The organism is Azotobacter tropicalis, from assembly GCF_059739045.1.
Map to the genome: position 1 here is coordinate 1,571,342 of NZ_AP046059.1, position 13,434 is coordinate 1,584,775.

At 62.0% G+C, this 13,434-nt stretch carries 11 protein-coding genes and 2 pseudogenes; 5 read left to right on the forward strand and 8 right to left on the reverse strand.

What is annotated here, in order from left to right:
- Positions 1 to 45: 45 nt before the first annotated feature.
- On the reverse strand, positions 46 to 2,073 hold the full coding sequence (locus Atro_RS07300; RefSeq protein WP_497927051.1) for a TonB-dependent receptor: 2,028 nt from the start codon (positions 2,071 to 2,073) through the stop codon (positions 46 to 48).
- A gap of 175 nt (positions 2,074 to 2,248) precedes the next feature.
- Between Atro_RS07300 and lon the strand changes: the two are divergent.
- The 5 genes and pseudogenes from lon to Atro_RS07325 all read left to right on the forward strand — a co-directional run bounded on the left by lon (position 2,249) and on the right by Atro_RS07325 (position 7,183).
- Positions 2,249 to 4,647: pseudogene (gene lon / locus Atro_RS07305) on the forward strand (endopeptidase La).
- Between the two features lie 109 nt (positions 4,648 to 4,756).
- Positions 4,757 to 5,155: a protease inhibitor I42 family protein gene (locus Atro_RS07310; protein ID WP_497927052.1), complete on the forward strand. Its 399-nt coding sequence runs from the start codon at positions 4,757 to 4,759 to the stop codon at positions 5,153 to 5,155.
- Positions 5,156 to 5,246: 91 nt separating this feature from the next.
- Positions 5,247 to 5,990, forward strand: a complete 744-nt coding sequence (gene cmoA / locus Atro_RS07315) for a carboxy-S-adenosyl-L-methionine synthase CmoA (RefSeq protein WP_497927053.1) — start codon at positions 5,247 to 5,249, stop codon at positions 5,988 to 5,990.
- Positions 5,987 to 6,945 (forward strand): annotated as a pseudogene (gene cmoB / locus Atro_RS07320) (tRNA 5-methoxyuridine(34)/uridine 5-oxyacetic acid(34) synthase CmoB). The gene cmoA and the pseudogene cmoB overlap by 4 nt, the downstream one beginning before the upstream one ends.
- A 31-nt stretch (positions 6,946 to 6,976) precedes the next feature.
- Complete coding sequence (locus Atro_RS07325; RefSeq protein ID WP_497927054.1) at positions 6,977 to 7,183, forward strand: DUF2905 family protein; 207 nt, start codon at positions 6,977 to 6,979, stop codon at positions 7,181 to 7,183.
- Here the strand turns inward: Atro_RS07325 and pdxJ are convergent.
- The 7 genes from pdxJ to lepA all read right to left on the reverse strand — a co-directional run bounded on the left by pdxJ (position 7,180) and on the right by lepA (position 13,375).
- The gene (gene pdxJ / locus Atro_RS07330) at positions 7,180 to 7,926 is read right to left on the reverse strand and encodes a pyridoxine 5'-phosphate synthase (protein WP_497927055.1); all 747 of its coding nucleotides are present in this window, start codon (positions 7,924 to 7,926) and stop codon (positions 7,180 to 7,182) included. The two genes, Atro_RS07325 and pdxJ, sit on opposite strands and share 4 nt — an antisense overlap.
- A complete protein-coding gene (gene recO, locus Atro_RS07335; RefSeq protein ID WP_497927056.1) occupies positions 7,919 to 8,611 on the reverse strand; it encodes a DNA repair protein RecO in 693 nt (230 codons plus the stop codon). The genes pdxJ and recO overlap by 8 nt, the downstream gene beginning before the upstream one ends.
- 57 nt (positions 8,612 to 8,668) lie before the next feature.
- Positions 8,669 to 9,571: a GTPase Era gene (gene era, locus Atro_RS07340; RefSeq protein WP_497927057.1), complete on the reverse strand. Its 903-nt coding sequence runs from the start codon at positions 9,569 to 9,571 to the stop codon at positions 8,669 to 8,671.
- Complete coding sequence (rnc, locus tag Atro_RS07345) at positions 9,564 to 10,253, reverse strand: ribonuclease III (protein ID WP_497927058.1); 690 nt, start codon at positions 10,251 to 10,253, stop codon at positions 9,564 to 9,566. Before rnc ends, era begins: the two co-directional genes overlap by 8 nt.
- Positions 10,250 to 10,627: a DUF4845 domain-containing protein gene (locus tag Atro_RS07350; protein ID WP_497927059.1), complete on the reverse strand. Its 378-nt coding sequence runs from the start codon at positions 10,625 to 10,627 to the stop codon at positions 10,250 to 10,252. Before Atro_RS07350 ends, rnc begins: the two co-directional genes overlap by 4 nt.
- Positions 10,628 to 10,719: 92 nt before the next feature.
- Entirely contained in the window at positions 10,720 to 11,571 is an 852-nt protein-coding gene (lepB, locus tag Atro_RS07355; protein WP_497927060.1) for a signal peptidase I, read from the reverse strand.
- A gap of 4 nt (positions 11,572 to 11,575) precedes the next feature.
- A complete protein-coding gene (gene lepA, locus Atro_RS07360) occupies positions 11,576 to 13,375 on the reverse strand; it encodes a translation elongation factor 4 (protein WP_497927061.1) in 1,800 nt (599 codons plus the stop codon).
- Between the last annotated feature and the right edge of the window lie 59 nt (positions 13,376 to 13,434).

A 13,434-nucleotide genomic window follows, 5' to 3' on the forward strand; every position in this document is an offset into this window, starting at 1 on the left:
TCGGATTAGACGATAGCAATTGGCAGGCTGGCCAGTCGCCTGGAGTCAGAATGTCATTCGCAGCCCCAGGGTCAGGTTGCGTCCCGGCTGCACCACGTCGTCCTTGATGAAGGAGCTGTGGTCGCGGATCTTCTGGTCCAGCAGGTTGTCGCCCTTGAGGTAGAGCTGATAGTCGGCGCGCCGGAGCGCGCCGTGGTAGGTGAGGCCGGCCCCCAGCATGCTGTAGCCGGAGGTTTCGGTCTCGAAATCGGCCAGCCGCCGCTGATGGTTCACCCGGTAGAACTCCAGCTGGCCATCGAGGCTCGCCGTGAAACCGTGCTCCAGACGCACGCCGAGACGCCCGGCGGGAATCCGCGGCAGATCGCCGCCGCCATCGAGCAGCTTGCCGCGCACCCGGTCGCCGAACAGAGTCACGGCCGTGGCGTCGCTGGCCTGGAAGCGCACCTCGCCTTCGGCGCCGGTGAACAGTGCGTCCTCCTGGCGGTACTCGATCTCCCGGTAGCCGGTGCCGATGTCGCGACCGGTGTCGGCGGCGTAGATATAGTCATCCACCTGGTTGCGGTACAGGGTCAGGCTGAAGGTGGTGCGCCCGGCGAATTTGCGCAGGGTCAGCTCGGCGTTGTGCGAGGTTTCCTCGTCCAGGTCTGGATCGCCCAGCTCGACGGTACGCGTCGCCGCGTGCGGACCGTCGGCATACAGCTCCTCGGCGCTCGGCAGGCGCTGCGAGCGGCTCAGCGAGAAGCCGAGCGAGTACTCGGGGGCGAAGGTCCACACCGCCCCGGCGGAGAACGAGGTGCCGCGGTGGTCCGTGTCCGGGCGGCCTTCGGCCTCGATATCCTGCCACTCATGGCGCAGGCCCAGCTCGTAGCGCCAGGCGCCGGCGCTGTACTCCTCGAGCAGGAACAGCGCGTGGTTGCGGGTGATGGTCGGCGGCACGTAGGCCTCCTCGCCGGTAGCCTCGAAATCGCGGCGCAAGCTCTGCCCGCCGAGCACGCCGTGCCAGCCGAACAACGATTGATGGGTCAGCTCCAGGCGGGCGTCGCTGGCGTCGTTGTCGAAGCGGGTATCGACCTGGCCGCCCTCGATTTCTTCATGCCGGTAGTCGCTGTGGGCAACGCGCAGGCGCGCCAGCTCGAAGCCGGGCAGCGGCTCGCTCAGCTCGCCGCGCAGGTCCCAGCGGTACTGGCGCAGATCGACATAGGGCATGCCCTCCCCCGTGTGCTCCTCGCCCTCTTGCTCTTCGCCTTCGTGCTCCTCGTCCTCGTGCTCGTCGCCGCAATGCCAGGCCGCCCCGTCGAGGTGGCACTCGGCATGCTGGTGGCCGAGCAGTCCATAGCGGTTGTCCTGCTCGCTGTAGGCCGCGCCGAGGTAGCCGCGCTCGCCGATGTAGCTGGCGCCCAGGCTGAAGGTGTCGGTGTCGTTGTAGGAGCCGTCCTGCTTGCTCGGCGAGCCGTGGATCTCGTAGTCGTCGGCCTGACGCTTGACTCCCTCCACGCGCACCGCGAAATTGCCGCTGCCGGCGGTGATGCCGAACACCCCCGAGCCCTCGTTGGCCACGCTGTTGGCACGCAGCTCCAGCTCGCCCTCGTAGCCGTTCTCCGGAACGTAGGTGGGCACCCTCTTGTCGATCGTATTGACCACCCCGCCGATCGCACCACCGCCGTAGAGCAGAGTCGCCGGCCCCTTGAGCACCTCGATGCGCTCGGCCAACAGCGGCTCGCTGGTCACCGCGTGGTCCGGGCTGACGCTCGAGGCATCGAGCGTGTCCACCCCGTCATTCAGCATCTTGACCCGCGCGCCCTGCTGGCCGCGGATCAACGGCCGCCCGACGCCCGCGCCGAAGCTCGCCGAACGCACCCCGGGCAGGCCTTCCAGGGTCTCGCCGAGGGTCGCCTCGCGACGTCGGATCAGCTCGTCGCCTTCCAGCACTTCGGCCGGCGTGGTCATTTCGTGGGGCTTTTTGGCCAAGGCGCTGGCGCTGACCACGGTGGACTCCAGTTCCACCGTCTCGCTCGCCCAGGCGGTCGGGACCAGGCTCAGTCCGAGGGTCCAGGCGAGGGAATGGCGCTTCATGCAGGTCTCCAGAGGACAGATGGCAACAGCTCAGGCAGAAGGCCTAGCTGTATCGGGGCGGCGAATCTATCATGTTATATCATAACAATTAAGCCCCTCTCGATGACTCCCTGAGATTGAAAATGGCATGCCCGCGCCCCATCTAAGTGCACAAAGCTGCCAGACAAGGTGAGTCATGAACGACCAGGAAATCGCGCCCGAGATCGTCGAGGAAGAAACCGCGACCAACAGTCTCGTCCTGCCCGAACAGACCCTGCCCGACCAGGTGTACGTCATTCCGATCCACAACCGCCCGTTCTTCCCCGCCCAGGTGCTACCGGTGGTGGTCAATCCCGATCCCTGGGCGGAGACCCTCAAGCGCGTGGGCAAGACGCCGCACCGCAGCTTGGCGCTGTTCTATATGGACCCACCGCCGGAGAACGCCGAAGACTTCGATCCGGACAAGCTGCCCGAGCACGGCACCCTGGTACGCGTGCACCACGCCAGCCAGGAAGGCGGCAAGCTGCAGTTCGTGGCCCAAGGCCTGGCGAGGGTGCGCATCCGCGGCTGGCTGAGCCGCAAGCCGCCGTATCTGGTCGAGGTGGACTATCCGAAGAGCGCCCAGGACCCGCGCGACGAGGTCAAGGCCTACGGCATGGCGCTGATCAATGCGATCAAGGAGCTGCTGCCGCTCAACCCGCTGTACAGCGAGGAGCTGAAGAACTACCTGAACCGCTTCAGCCCCAACGATCCTTCGCCGCTGACCGACTTCGCCGCCGCGCTGACCACCGCACCGGGCGACGAGTTGCAGGAGGTGCTGGACACCGTGCCGGTGCTCAAGCGCATGGAGAAGGTCCTGCCGCTGCTACGCAAGGAGGTGGAGGTCGCGCGTCTGCAGAACGAGCTCTCCGCCGAGGTCAACCGCAAGATCGGCGAGCGCCAGCGCGAGTTCTTCCTCAAGGAACAGCTGAAGATCATCCAGCGCGAGCTGGGCATCACCAAGGACGACAAGAGCGCCGACGCCGACGAGTTCCGCGCCCGCCTGGAAGGCAAGACGGTGCCGGCGGCAGTGCAGAAACGCATCGACGAGGAACTCAACAAGCTGTCGATCCTCGAGACCGGCTCGCCGGAATATGCAGTCACCCGCAACTACCTGGACTGGGCGACCAGCATCCCGTGGGGCGTCTACGGCGAGGACCGACTCGATCTGGGCCGTGCCCGCAAGGTGCTCGACAAGCACCACGCCGGGATGGACGACATCAAGGCACGGATCCTCGAGTTTCTCGCCGTCGGTGCCTTCAAGGGCGAAATCGCCGGCTCCATCGTGCTGCTGGTCGGCCCGCCCGGCGTCGGCAAGACCAGCATCGGCAAGTCCATCGCCGAATCCCTCGGCCGGCCGTTCTACCGCTTTTCGGTCGGCGGCATGCGCGACGAGGCGGAGATCAAGGGCCACCGCCGCACCTACATCGGTGCCCTGCCGGGCAAGCTGGTGCAGGCGCTGAAGGAGGTCGAGGTGATGAACCCGGTGATCATGCTCGACGAAATCGACAAGCTCGGCGCCAGCCATCATGGCGATCCAGCCTCGGCACTGCTGGAAACCCTCGATCCCGAGCAGAACGTGGCCTTCCTCGACCACTATCTGGACCTGCGCCTGGACCTCTCCAAGGTGCTGTTCGTCTGTACGGCGAACACCCTGGATTCGATCCCCGGCCCCTGCTCGACCGCATGGAGGTGATCCGCCTGTCCGGCTACATCGCCGAGGAGAAGTTCGCCATCGCCAAGCGCCACCTGTGGCCGCGCCAGCTGGAGAGGGCCGGCGTACCGAAGAACCGCCTGTCGATCAGCGACACGGCACTGAAAACGGTGATCGAGGGCTATGCCCGCGAGGCCGGCGTGCGCCAGTTGGAGAAGCAGCTCGGCAAGATCGTGCGCAAGGCGGTGGTCAAGCTGCTGGAGGCCCCCGAGTCCAAGGTGAAGGTCGGCCCCAAGGACCTCGAGGACTACCTGGGCATGCCGCTGTTTCGCAAGGAACGCCACCTGGAAGGCGTCGGCATCGTCACCGGCCTGGCCTGGACCAGCTTAGGCGGCGCCACCCTGCCGATCGAGGCGACACGTATCCACACGCTGAATCGCGGCTTCAAGCTGACCGGCAAGCTTGGCGAGGTGATGAAGGAGTCGGCGGAGATCGCCTACAGCTATGTCAGCTCGCACCTCAAGCAGTACAAAGGCGACCCGACCTTCTTCGACCAGGCCTTCGTCCACCTGCACGTGCCGGAGGGCGCCACGCCCAAGGACGGCCCCAGCGCCGGCATCAGCATGGCCAGCGCTCTGCTATCGCTGGCCCGCAACCAGGCGCCGAAGCAGGACGTGGCGATGACCGGCGAGCTGACCCTCACCGGCCAGGTGCTGGCCATCGGCGGAGTCCGCGAGAAGGTGATCGCCGCCCGCCGGCAGAAGCTCTTCGAACTGATCCTGCCGGAAGCTAACCGCGGCGATTTCGAGGAGCTGCCGGACTACCTCAAGGAAGGTCTGACCGTGCACTTCGCCAAACGCTTCGCCGATGTCGCCAGGGTACTGTTCCCCGACAAGTCCTGATCCCTAGCGGGCGGCCGACCCGCCCGCCCCCTTCTCCCGAGCCGGACGACCGGCAGGCCGCCAGACCTCCAGCTATCCTCCCTCCATCATCCCCGCCAGGAGTCCCCGCATGCGCCTCGCCCTACCCTATCTGCTGCCCCTCGGCCTCGCCTGGCTGGCGGGCTGCGTGCATAACGACGGCCCCTCCACCGTCACACTCGAGGAGGGAGACGACTGCCCGCTGCAACTGGAAAGCCGCCAGTACCTGGTACTGACCCTGCCCAGCAACCCCTCCACGGGCTACCGCTGGCAGGTCCGCGAGTCCGCCTCGCGGGTGCTGCGCGGCCTGGGCCCGGAGGTCTACAGCGAAGCCAAGGACTCCGGAGTGGTCGGCAGCGCCGGGCAGTCGACCTGGCGTTTCCAGGCCGTACAAGCCGGTCAGGACAGCCTGCTGCTGGTCTACCAGCGCCCCTGGGAGGCCGGCCGGGCGCCGGAGAAGGTCTTCGACTGCGCCATCAGCGTCGACTGACCGCCCGACGCACGCTATGCGGCAGCGCTGTATGGAGCGATCGCTCTTGGCTAAAATGCCGCGCCCTATCCTCAGTTGCCGCGGAAACCACGTGAAACACGCCCCCGACCGCCTCTTCGCCCAGCCTCTCGCCGAAGTGCCGGACTTCACCTTCAACGAGGACGTGGCCCAGGTGTTTCCGGACATGATCAAGCGCTCGGTGCCGGGCTACCCGACCATCGTCGAGAACATCGGCGTGCTCGCCGCGCAGTTCGCCCAGCCCGGCACCCGCCTCTACGACCTCGGCTGTTCCCTCGGTGCCGTCAGCCAAGCGCTGCGCCGTCACGTGAGGAGCGAGGGCTGCCGGGTGATCGCGGTGGACAACTCACTGGCCATGCTCGAACGCTGCCGCGAATACCTGCACGCCCAGGACGCCATGTTCCAGGAACTGCTGCCGGTGGAAACCGTCGAGGCAGACATTCTCGCCCTGGAACTCGATCCCGCGTCCCTGGTGGCGATGAACTTCACCCTACAATTCATTCCGCCCGAACTACGCCAGGAACTGCTCGGCCGCATTCGCCAGGCCCTGCTGCCGGGCGGGGCGCTGATCCTCTCGGAGAAGTTGCGCTTTAACGATGTCGAAGAGCAGGCACTGCTCGGCGACTTGCACGTCGCCTTCAAGCGAGCCAACGGCTACAGCGAGCTGGAGATCGCCCAAAAACGCAGTGCCATTGAGAACGTGATGAAGCCGGACAGCCTCGAAGAGCACCGCGAGCGCCTGCAGGCTGCCGGCTTTCGCAAGGTGCTGCCCTGGTTCCAGTGCCTCAACTTCGCCTCGTTGATTGCCCTGCCATGATCGATTTGACACCCCTTGTTCGCCGCCTCGCCGGCACCCCCTGGCCACGTGGGCCGAGAGCCTTCCGGCGCAGCTGGATGAACGCCTGACCCGCAGCCATGGCGACCTGCAACGCTGGCAGAAGGCCCTGCAGGCCCTGCCCGCGCTGACCGCCGAACACATCGAGCTGGCCGCGCAGGTGCAGCTTGCCGGTGCCTGCGACGACGCCACCCGCACCGCCCTGCGCCAAGCCCTGCTCGGCCTGTCGCCCTGGCGCAAGGGCCCCTTCGACGTGTTCGGCGTGCATGTCGACACCGAATGGCGTTCGGACTGGAAATGGCAACGAATCGCCCCGCACCTGGAGCTGAAGGGTCGACGCATCCTCGACGTCGGTTGCGGCAACGGCTACTACATGTGGCGTATGCTCGGCGCCGGCGCCGACTGCGTGGTCGGCATCGATCCGAACTGGCTGTTCTTCTGCCAGTTCCTTGCGCTCCGGCACTATCTGCCGGAACTACCCGCCTGGCACCTTCCCCTCGCCCTTGAGGATCTGCCGGAGAAGTTAGAAGGCTTCGATACGGTGTTCTCCATGGGCGTGCTCTATCACCGCCGCTCGCCCATCGATCACCTGCTGGCGCTCAAGGATTGCCTGCGCCGGGGCGGCGAGCTGCTGCTGGAAACCCTGGTGGTCGACGGCGATGCCACGACCGTGCTGGTGCCGGAGGATCGCTATGCGCAGATGCGCAACGTCTGGTTCCTCCCCTCGGTGGCGGCCCTGGAGCTATGGCTGCGCCGCGCCGGCTTCGTCGAGGTGCGCTGCGTGGATGTCGCCGTCACCTCCGTCGAGGAGCAACGAGCCACCGAGTGGATGACCTTCCAGTCTCTACCGGATTTTCTCGATCCGAGCGACTACGGAAGAACCATCGAAGGCCTGCCCGTGCCGACCCGTGCGGCGCTGCTGGCCCGCAAGCCCTGAGCTCGGCTCTCGCACCACAGAAGGTGGCAGGATGGCCCGCTGGCTGATGATCCTCGGAGCGGCCTTGCTGCTGCTCGGCATCGCCCTGCACTACACGCCCTGGCTATTCGGCTGGTTCGGCCGCCTGCCGGGCGATATCCACATCGAGACGGCGCACGGCAAGCTCTTCATCCCCGTCACCTCGATGCTGCTGGTCAGCCTGGTGGCGAGTCTGCTGTTGAACCTGTTCCGTCGTTAGCGGCGCGACGCAGCGCCTACCATCAGCGCCTTCATCTCCCGTACCGCCTCCCTGAAACCGACGAACAAGGCATGCGCGACGATGGCATGGCCGATGTTCAACTCGTGCACGCCCGGAATGGCCGCCACCGGCTCGACGTTATGGTAGTGGAGTCCATGACCGGCATTGACGATCAGCCCATGGCTCAGTCCGTATTCTACGCCGTCGCGGATGCGTGCCAGTTCGCGGGCCGCTTCTGCCGGCGTATGGGCATCGGCGTAACGCCCGGTGTGCAGCTCGATGGTCGGCGCGCCAATGCGCGCGGCGGCCTCGATCTGCTGCGGCTCGGCGTCGATGAACAGCGATACCTCACACCCCAGCCGCGCCAGACGCTCCACTGCGGCGCGGATGCGCGCCTCCTGGCCGGCGACGTCCAGCCCCCCCTCGGTGGTCAGCTCTTGCCGGGTTTCCGGGACGAAGCAGGCGTGTGCCGGGCGGATCTGCTCGGCAAAGGCAAGCATTTCTTCGGTCACCCCCATCTCGAAGTTCATCCGCGTCTGCAGCACCTCCTTGAGCAGCTGCACATCGCGCTCCTGGATGTGCCGACGGTCCTCGCGCAGGTGCACGGTGATGCCGTCGGCGCCGGCCTCCTCGGCATCCAGCGCCGCCTTGACCGGGTCCGGATAGCGGGTGCCGCGAGCTTGGCGCAGGGTCGCCACATGGTCGATGTTCACACCGAGCAGAATGCGGTTGGCTTCAGTCACGGGAGGGCTCCTTGAGATTCATGAAGAGTTCGCGGCTGACTAGAGGCCGACCGCCAAGATGAGGCGCCAAGGCCTGACGCATCAGACGCTTGGCTGCAGCCAGGGCCCCTGGAAACTGCCAGTCGGCTTCAGCCATAGCCAACAGCTCCCCGCCTTGGAACAGACCCGGCTGCAGTTGCTCGATCAGCTCCAGGCCCGCATCGGGCAGCAGCCGATAGAGGCCGTCGGGGAGTATCGGCTGGCCGTGCAGATCGCGATCCAGAGAAAAACCATAGCCCAACTCCACCAGCAGGCACCATTCGAAGGCACGCAGCAACGGCTCAAGCGGGCGTCCGCCAGCCAGGGCATCGAGACTCCAAGCGTAATGGTCGAACAACTGCGGATGGGGGGCCTCGGCAGGTAGCAGACGGACCAGCAGCTCGTTCAGGTAAAGCGCTGCAAACAGGCTAGCACCGGTCAGCCAGTACGGAATACCGCAGCTTTCCAGACGGGCAACTGTCCTCAGCTCGCCACGCCCACGCATCTCCAACTCCAGCGGCACGAAGGGTCGCGCCGGACTGCCGGCCTTGCCGCGTGCCGCGCGTAGTACGGCGCGCAGCCGGCCCCCCGGGGTGAAAAAATCCACCAGCGCGCTGCGTTCCTTGTAGGGGCGGCTATGCAGGATGAAAGCAGCTTCACTGGTCATGACATGCATACGCTTGGCGATCTATCGCAGGATAAAGCCCGCCAGCCCCTGTGCAGCTCAGCTTTCCCGGTAACCGAGCGAATGCAGAGCTCGCTCGTCGTCGGACCAGCCACCCTTCACCTTGACCCATAGATTGAGCATGACCTTGGAGTCGAACAGCACCTCCATGTCCTGACGCGCCTCTTGGCCGATACGTTTGATACGCTCACCCTTCTCGCCGATGATGATCTTCTTCTGTCCCTCACGCTCGACCAGAATCAGCCCGTGAATGTGCAGAATGCGTCCTTCCTGCTTGAAGTCCTCGATCTCCACGGTGACCTGATAGGGTAGTTCAGCCCCCAACTGACGCATGATCTTTTCCCGCACCAGTTCGGCAGCAAGGAAGCGGCTGGAACGATCGGTGATCTGGTCTTCCGGGAAAAAATGCTCGCTCTCCGGCAGGTGCTCGGCGACCAGCCGCTCCAGGACATCCAAATTCTGTCCATGCAGGGCAGAGATAGGCACGATCTCGGCACTGGGCAGTTGCTGCGCCAGCCATTCCAGATGCGGCAGCAATTCGGCCTTGTCTTCGAGGCGGTCGGCTTTGTTCACTGCGACCAGCAGCGGCCCCTGCACGTACTGGAGGCGCTCGAGTACCAACTGATCCTCTTCGGTCCAGCGCGTGCGGTCGACTACAAAGACCACCACATCGACATCCTTCAGCGCTGCCGAGGCAGTCTTGTTCATGTAGCGGTTGAGCGCCTTGTCGTTCTGCTTATGCAGGCCGGGCGTATCGACATAGATCGCCTGCACATTACCTTCGGTTTTAATCCCCAACATATTGTGCCGGGTAGTCTGCGGCTTGCGCGAGGTGATCGCCAGCTTCTGCCCGAGAATGTGATTGAGCAGCGTGGACTTGCCCACATTAGGCCGGCCAACGATAGCCACATATCCACAACGCAACGGGCTTGCCTCAGTCATTGCCATTCTCCACCCCGAGGGCCACCAGTGCCGCCGCCGCTGCCACCTGCTCGGCAATCCGGCGACTGGCACCCTGGCCATAGGTCTTGTCATTCAAAAGGGCAACCCGGCACTCGACGAAAAACGTCCGGCAGTGGGGTTCGCCCTGGATGTCCACCACTTCGTAGCGGGGCAGCTCACAGGCCCGGGATTGGAGGAACTCCTGCAGACGCGTCTTGGGGTCTTTGTTAGTGTCAACTAGGGTCAGACTTTCCAGCTCACCGGCGAGCCAGTCGAGCACGCGCTCGCGCACCGTCTCCATGCCCGCATCGAGATAAATGGCGCCGATCAGCGCTTCGAGAGCATCGGCGAGTATGGACTCGCGACGGAAACCGCCACTCTTCAACTCGCCGGAACCCAGGCGCAGGTGATCGCCCAACTCGAAGCCACGCGCTAGCACGGCCAGAGTCTCACCCTTGACCAGTCGCGCCCGCAGGCGAGACAGTTGGCCTTCACGGGCTTGGGGAAAGCGCTCGAATAGTGCTTCACCGGCGACGAAGTTGAGAATGGCATCGCCGAGAAACTCCAGCCGCTCGTTATTGCGACTGGCAAAGCTTCGATGAGTCAACGCCAGGAGCATCAGGTCCTGGTTCTGGAAAGTATGACCGAGCTTGCGCTCGAGGCGATTCAGAGATGAGCTCACGGCATAGGTACACGGAATTCTTTGTCGAAATTCACCACCAGATCGAGGTTCTCGATTAGGGGCTCGCGCTTTTCATATTTTAGATGAGCGCGAAATTCGTTATTTTCCAAGGTCACTTTCAGCACCTCTTGCAGATCCAGATCCCTAAGGTTGTTGACCTGCATGCCCTTGCTGACATGAGCATAGAAATCTCCAATGCTTCGGATATCCGCAGCACGCTCCGTTTCGATGGAGGTAATAATCTTCTCCATGGACATATAGTCGAAATAATGCGGCATCACCTTGAATGCCGTACTGGCAAAAAATGCGACCACAGCCAATACAACCAGCCAACTCAGTATTGATAGGCCTTTTTGCGATTGCGAGAACTTCATGCTCAGTCTCTTTCATCCAGCCATTGACGGCGGACAAAGCCTATAGAGGGTTGCCCCACCGTGTTGGCAAGTACCGCACATTTGTCGAGGGCTCAATGGATCAGACCGACACGGGAGAAAGTCGGCAGATTCTGTAGCTTGGGTTCCGGCCAACTCATCCAGACGGCGAAGGCCTTCCCGACGATATTCTTGTCCGGAACCATACCTTGCATCGCGTCCGCAAGCTGGGGGTCATTCCAGTAGCGGCTGTCGTTGGAGTTGTCGCGATTGTCGCCCATCATGAAATAATGGCCTTCTGGCACAACCCATTCGCGTGAGGGCTCGGCATGGCGTCGTGTTTCCTTGCGGATCAGATGCTCGACCTCCCCCAACTGCTCCTTGTAAAGCGTAGCCCCCCCCAGAATTCCCGACGTTTGACCCAGCAAGTGCTCAGTAACCGGTACTCCATTGACCAATAGGCGCTTATCGCTGCCATAACGGATATGGTCACCTGGCAAGCCAATTACACGCTTGATGTAGTTGATGCTCGGATCGCTTGGGTAGCGAAATACCATGACGTCGCCACGCCGTGGCTCGCCCATCTCGATTATCTTGGTATCTAGCACAGGCAAGCGGATGCCATAAGCAAATTTGTTTACCAGAATGAAATCACCCACCTCCAAGGTGGGCTTCATCGAGCCCGAAGGAATCTGAAAAGGCTCTACCAAGAAGGAGCGCAGCACCAGCACTATGGCCAAGACAGGGAAAAACGACTTGCCATACTCGACCAGCAGCGGTTCCTTATTCAGGCGATCAACCACGCTCTGGTCAAGTTGACCAACATTGTTCTCATATGCAGCAATCGCCGCCCGTCGCCGCGGTGCCAGCACTAGAAGATCCAATAGGACCAATACACCGCTGATCAGTACCGCCAGCACCAGCAACAGGGGAAAATTGATCGACATAGGGCTAACTATCTACCTTGAGCACAGCGAGGAAGGCCTCTTGAGGGATCTCCACACTGCCAACCTGCTTCATCCGCTTCTTGCCAGCCTTTTGCTTTTCCAGCAACTTCCGCTTGCGAGTCACGTCACCACCATAGCACTTTGCCAATACGTTCTTTCTCAGCGCCTTCACCGTGGTTCGTGCCACGATCTGGCCACCGATAGCGGCTTGGATGGCCACATCAAACATCTGCCGAGGAATTAACTCCTTCATCTTCTCAGTAAGGGCTCGCCCCTTTTGATGAGCTTTGTCTCGATGCACAATGAGCGCCAAGGCATCTACCTTATCGCCATTGATCAATACATCCAGCTTGACTAGGTTGGCAGGCTGGAAGCGATCAAAACTGTAATCCAACGAAGCATAGCCCCGACTGACCGACTTCAGCCTATCGAAAAAGTCCAGTACCACCTCGTTCATCGGCAGGTCATAACTGATCTGAACCTGACTACTAAGGAACTGCATATCACGCTGGACGCCACGCTTTTCGATGCAAAGATTGATAACGTTGCCCAGATGCTCCTGCGGCACCAAGATATTGGCGCGTACAATGGGCTCGCGCATTTCAGCAATGGCAGACAAATCCGGCAGCTTTGATGGATTGTCTACATATACCGTATCGCCATTTTTGAGTATGACCTCATAAACTACCGTCGGTGCTGTGGTGATCAGATCGAGGTCATATTCGCGCTCCAAGCGCTCCTGAATGATCTCCATGTGCAGCATGCCGAGGAAGCCGATGCGGAACCCGAAACCGAGCGCATCCGAACTTTCTGGCTCGTATTGCAACGCAGCATCGTTTAGGGTCAGCTTCTGCAGTGCCTCGCGGAAATCCTCGAAATCATCCGAACTAACGGGGAATAAACCAGCATATACCTGAGGCTTGATCCGTTGGAAGCCAGGCAGCATATCCACGTCGGGAGTAGTAGAAAGCGTCAGGGTATCGCCTACCGGTGCGCCGTGGATGTCCTTGATACCGGCAATGATGAAGCCTACCTCGCCAGCCTTGAGATCAGGCATCTCGGTGTGCTTTGGGGTAAAAACTCCTACGCTATCCACTTGATGGATCTTGCCAGTGGACTTCACCAGGATTTTATCGCCTTTCTTCACCCGACCGTGCTTGACCCGCACAAGCGAGACCACGCCCAGATAATTGTCGAACCAGGAGTCGATGATCAGTGCCTGCAACGGCGCCTCAATTTCGCCCTCGGGAGCAGGGATAACCCGAACCAAATGCTCTAGGACATCGAGGACTCCCATGCCGCTTTTGGCACTGCACGGAACAGCATCAGTAGCATCAATGCCAATAATATGTTCGATTTCGTCCTTGACTCGCTCTGGCTCAGCCTGAGGCAGATCCATCTTGTTCAACACCGGCATCACTTCCAGGCCCTGTTCAATAGCGGTATAGCAATTGGCAACCGATTGAGCCTCTACACCCTGGCCAGCATCCACTACCAGCAAAGCACCTTCACAGGCGGCCAAGGAACGACTGACTTCATAGGTAAAGTCGACATGGCCGGGAGTATCAATGAAGTTCAGCTGGTAGATTTTACCATCCTGAGCGTTGTAGTGCAGGGTCACACTGTGCGCTTTGATCGTAATGCCACGCTCACGCTCAAGATCCATGGAGTCCAAAACCTGCGCTTCCATTTCACGCTCGGAAAGACCACCACAAATTTGGATGAATCGATCCGCCAGTGTCGACTTGCCGTGATCGATATGGGCGATGATGGAAAAATTGCGGATATGACTGAGGTCACTCACGATTTAGCACTCGAAAAGGCTCAGCCGGGCTGGCTGTCAAAAATAGCGGGGAAGTTTAA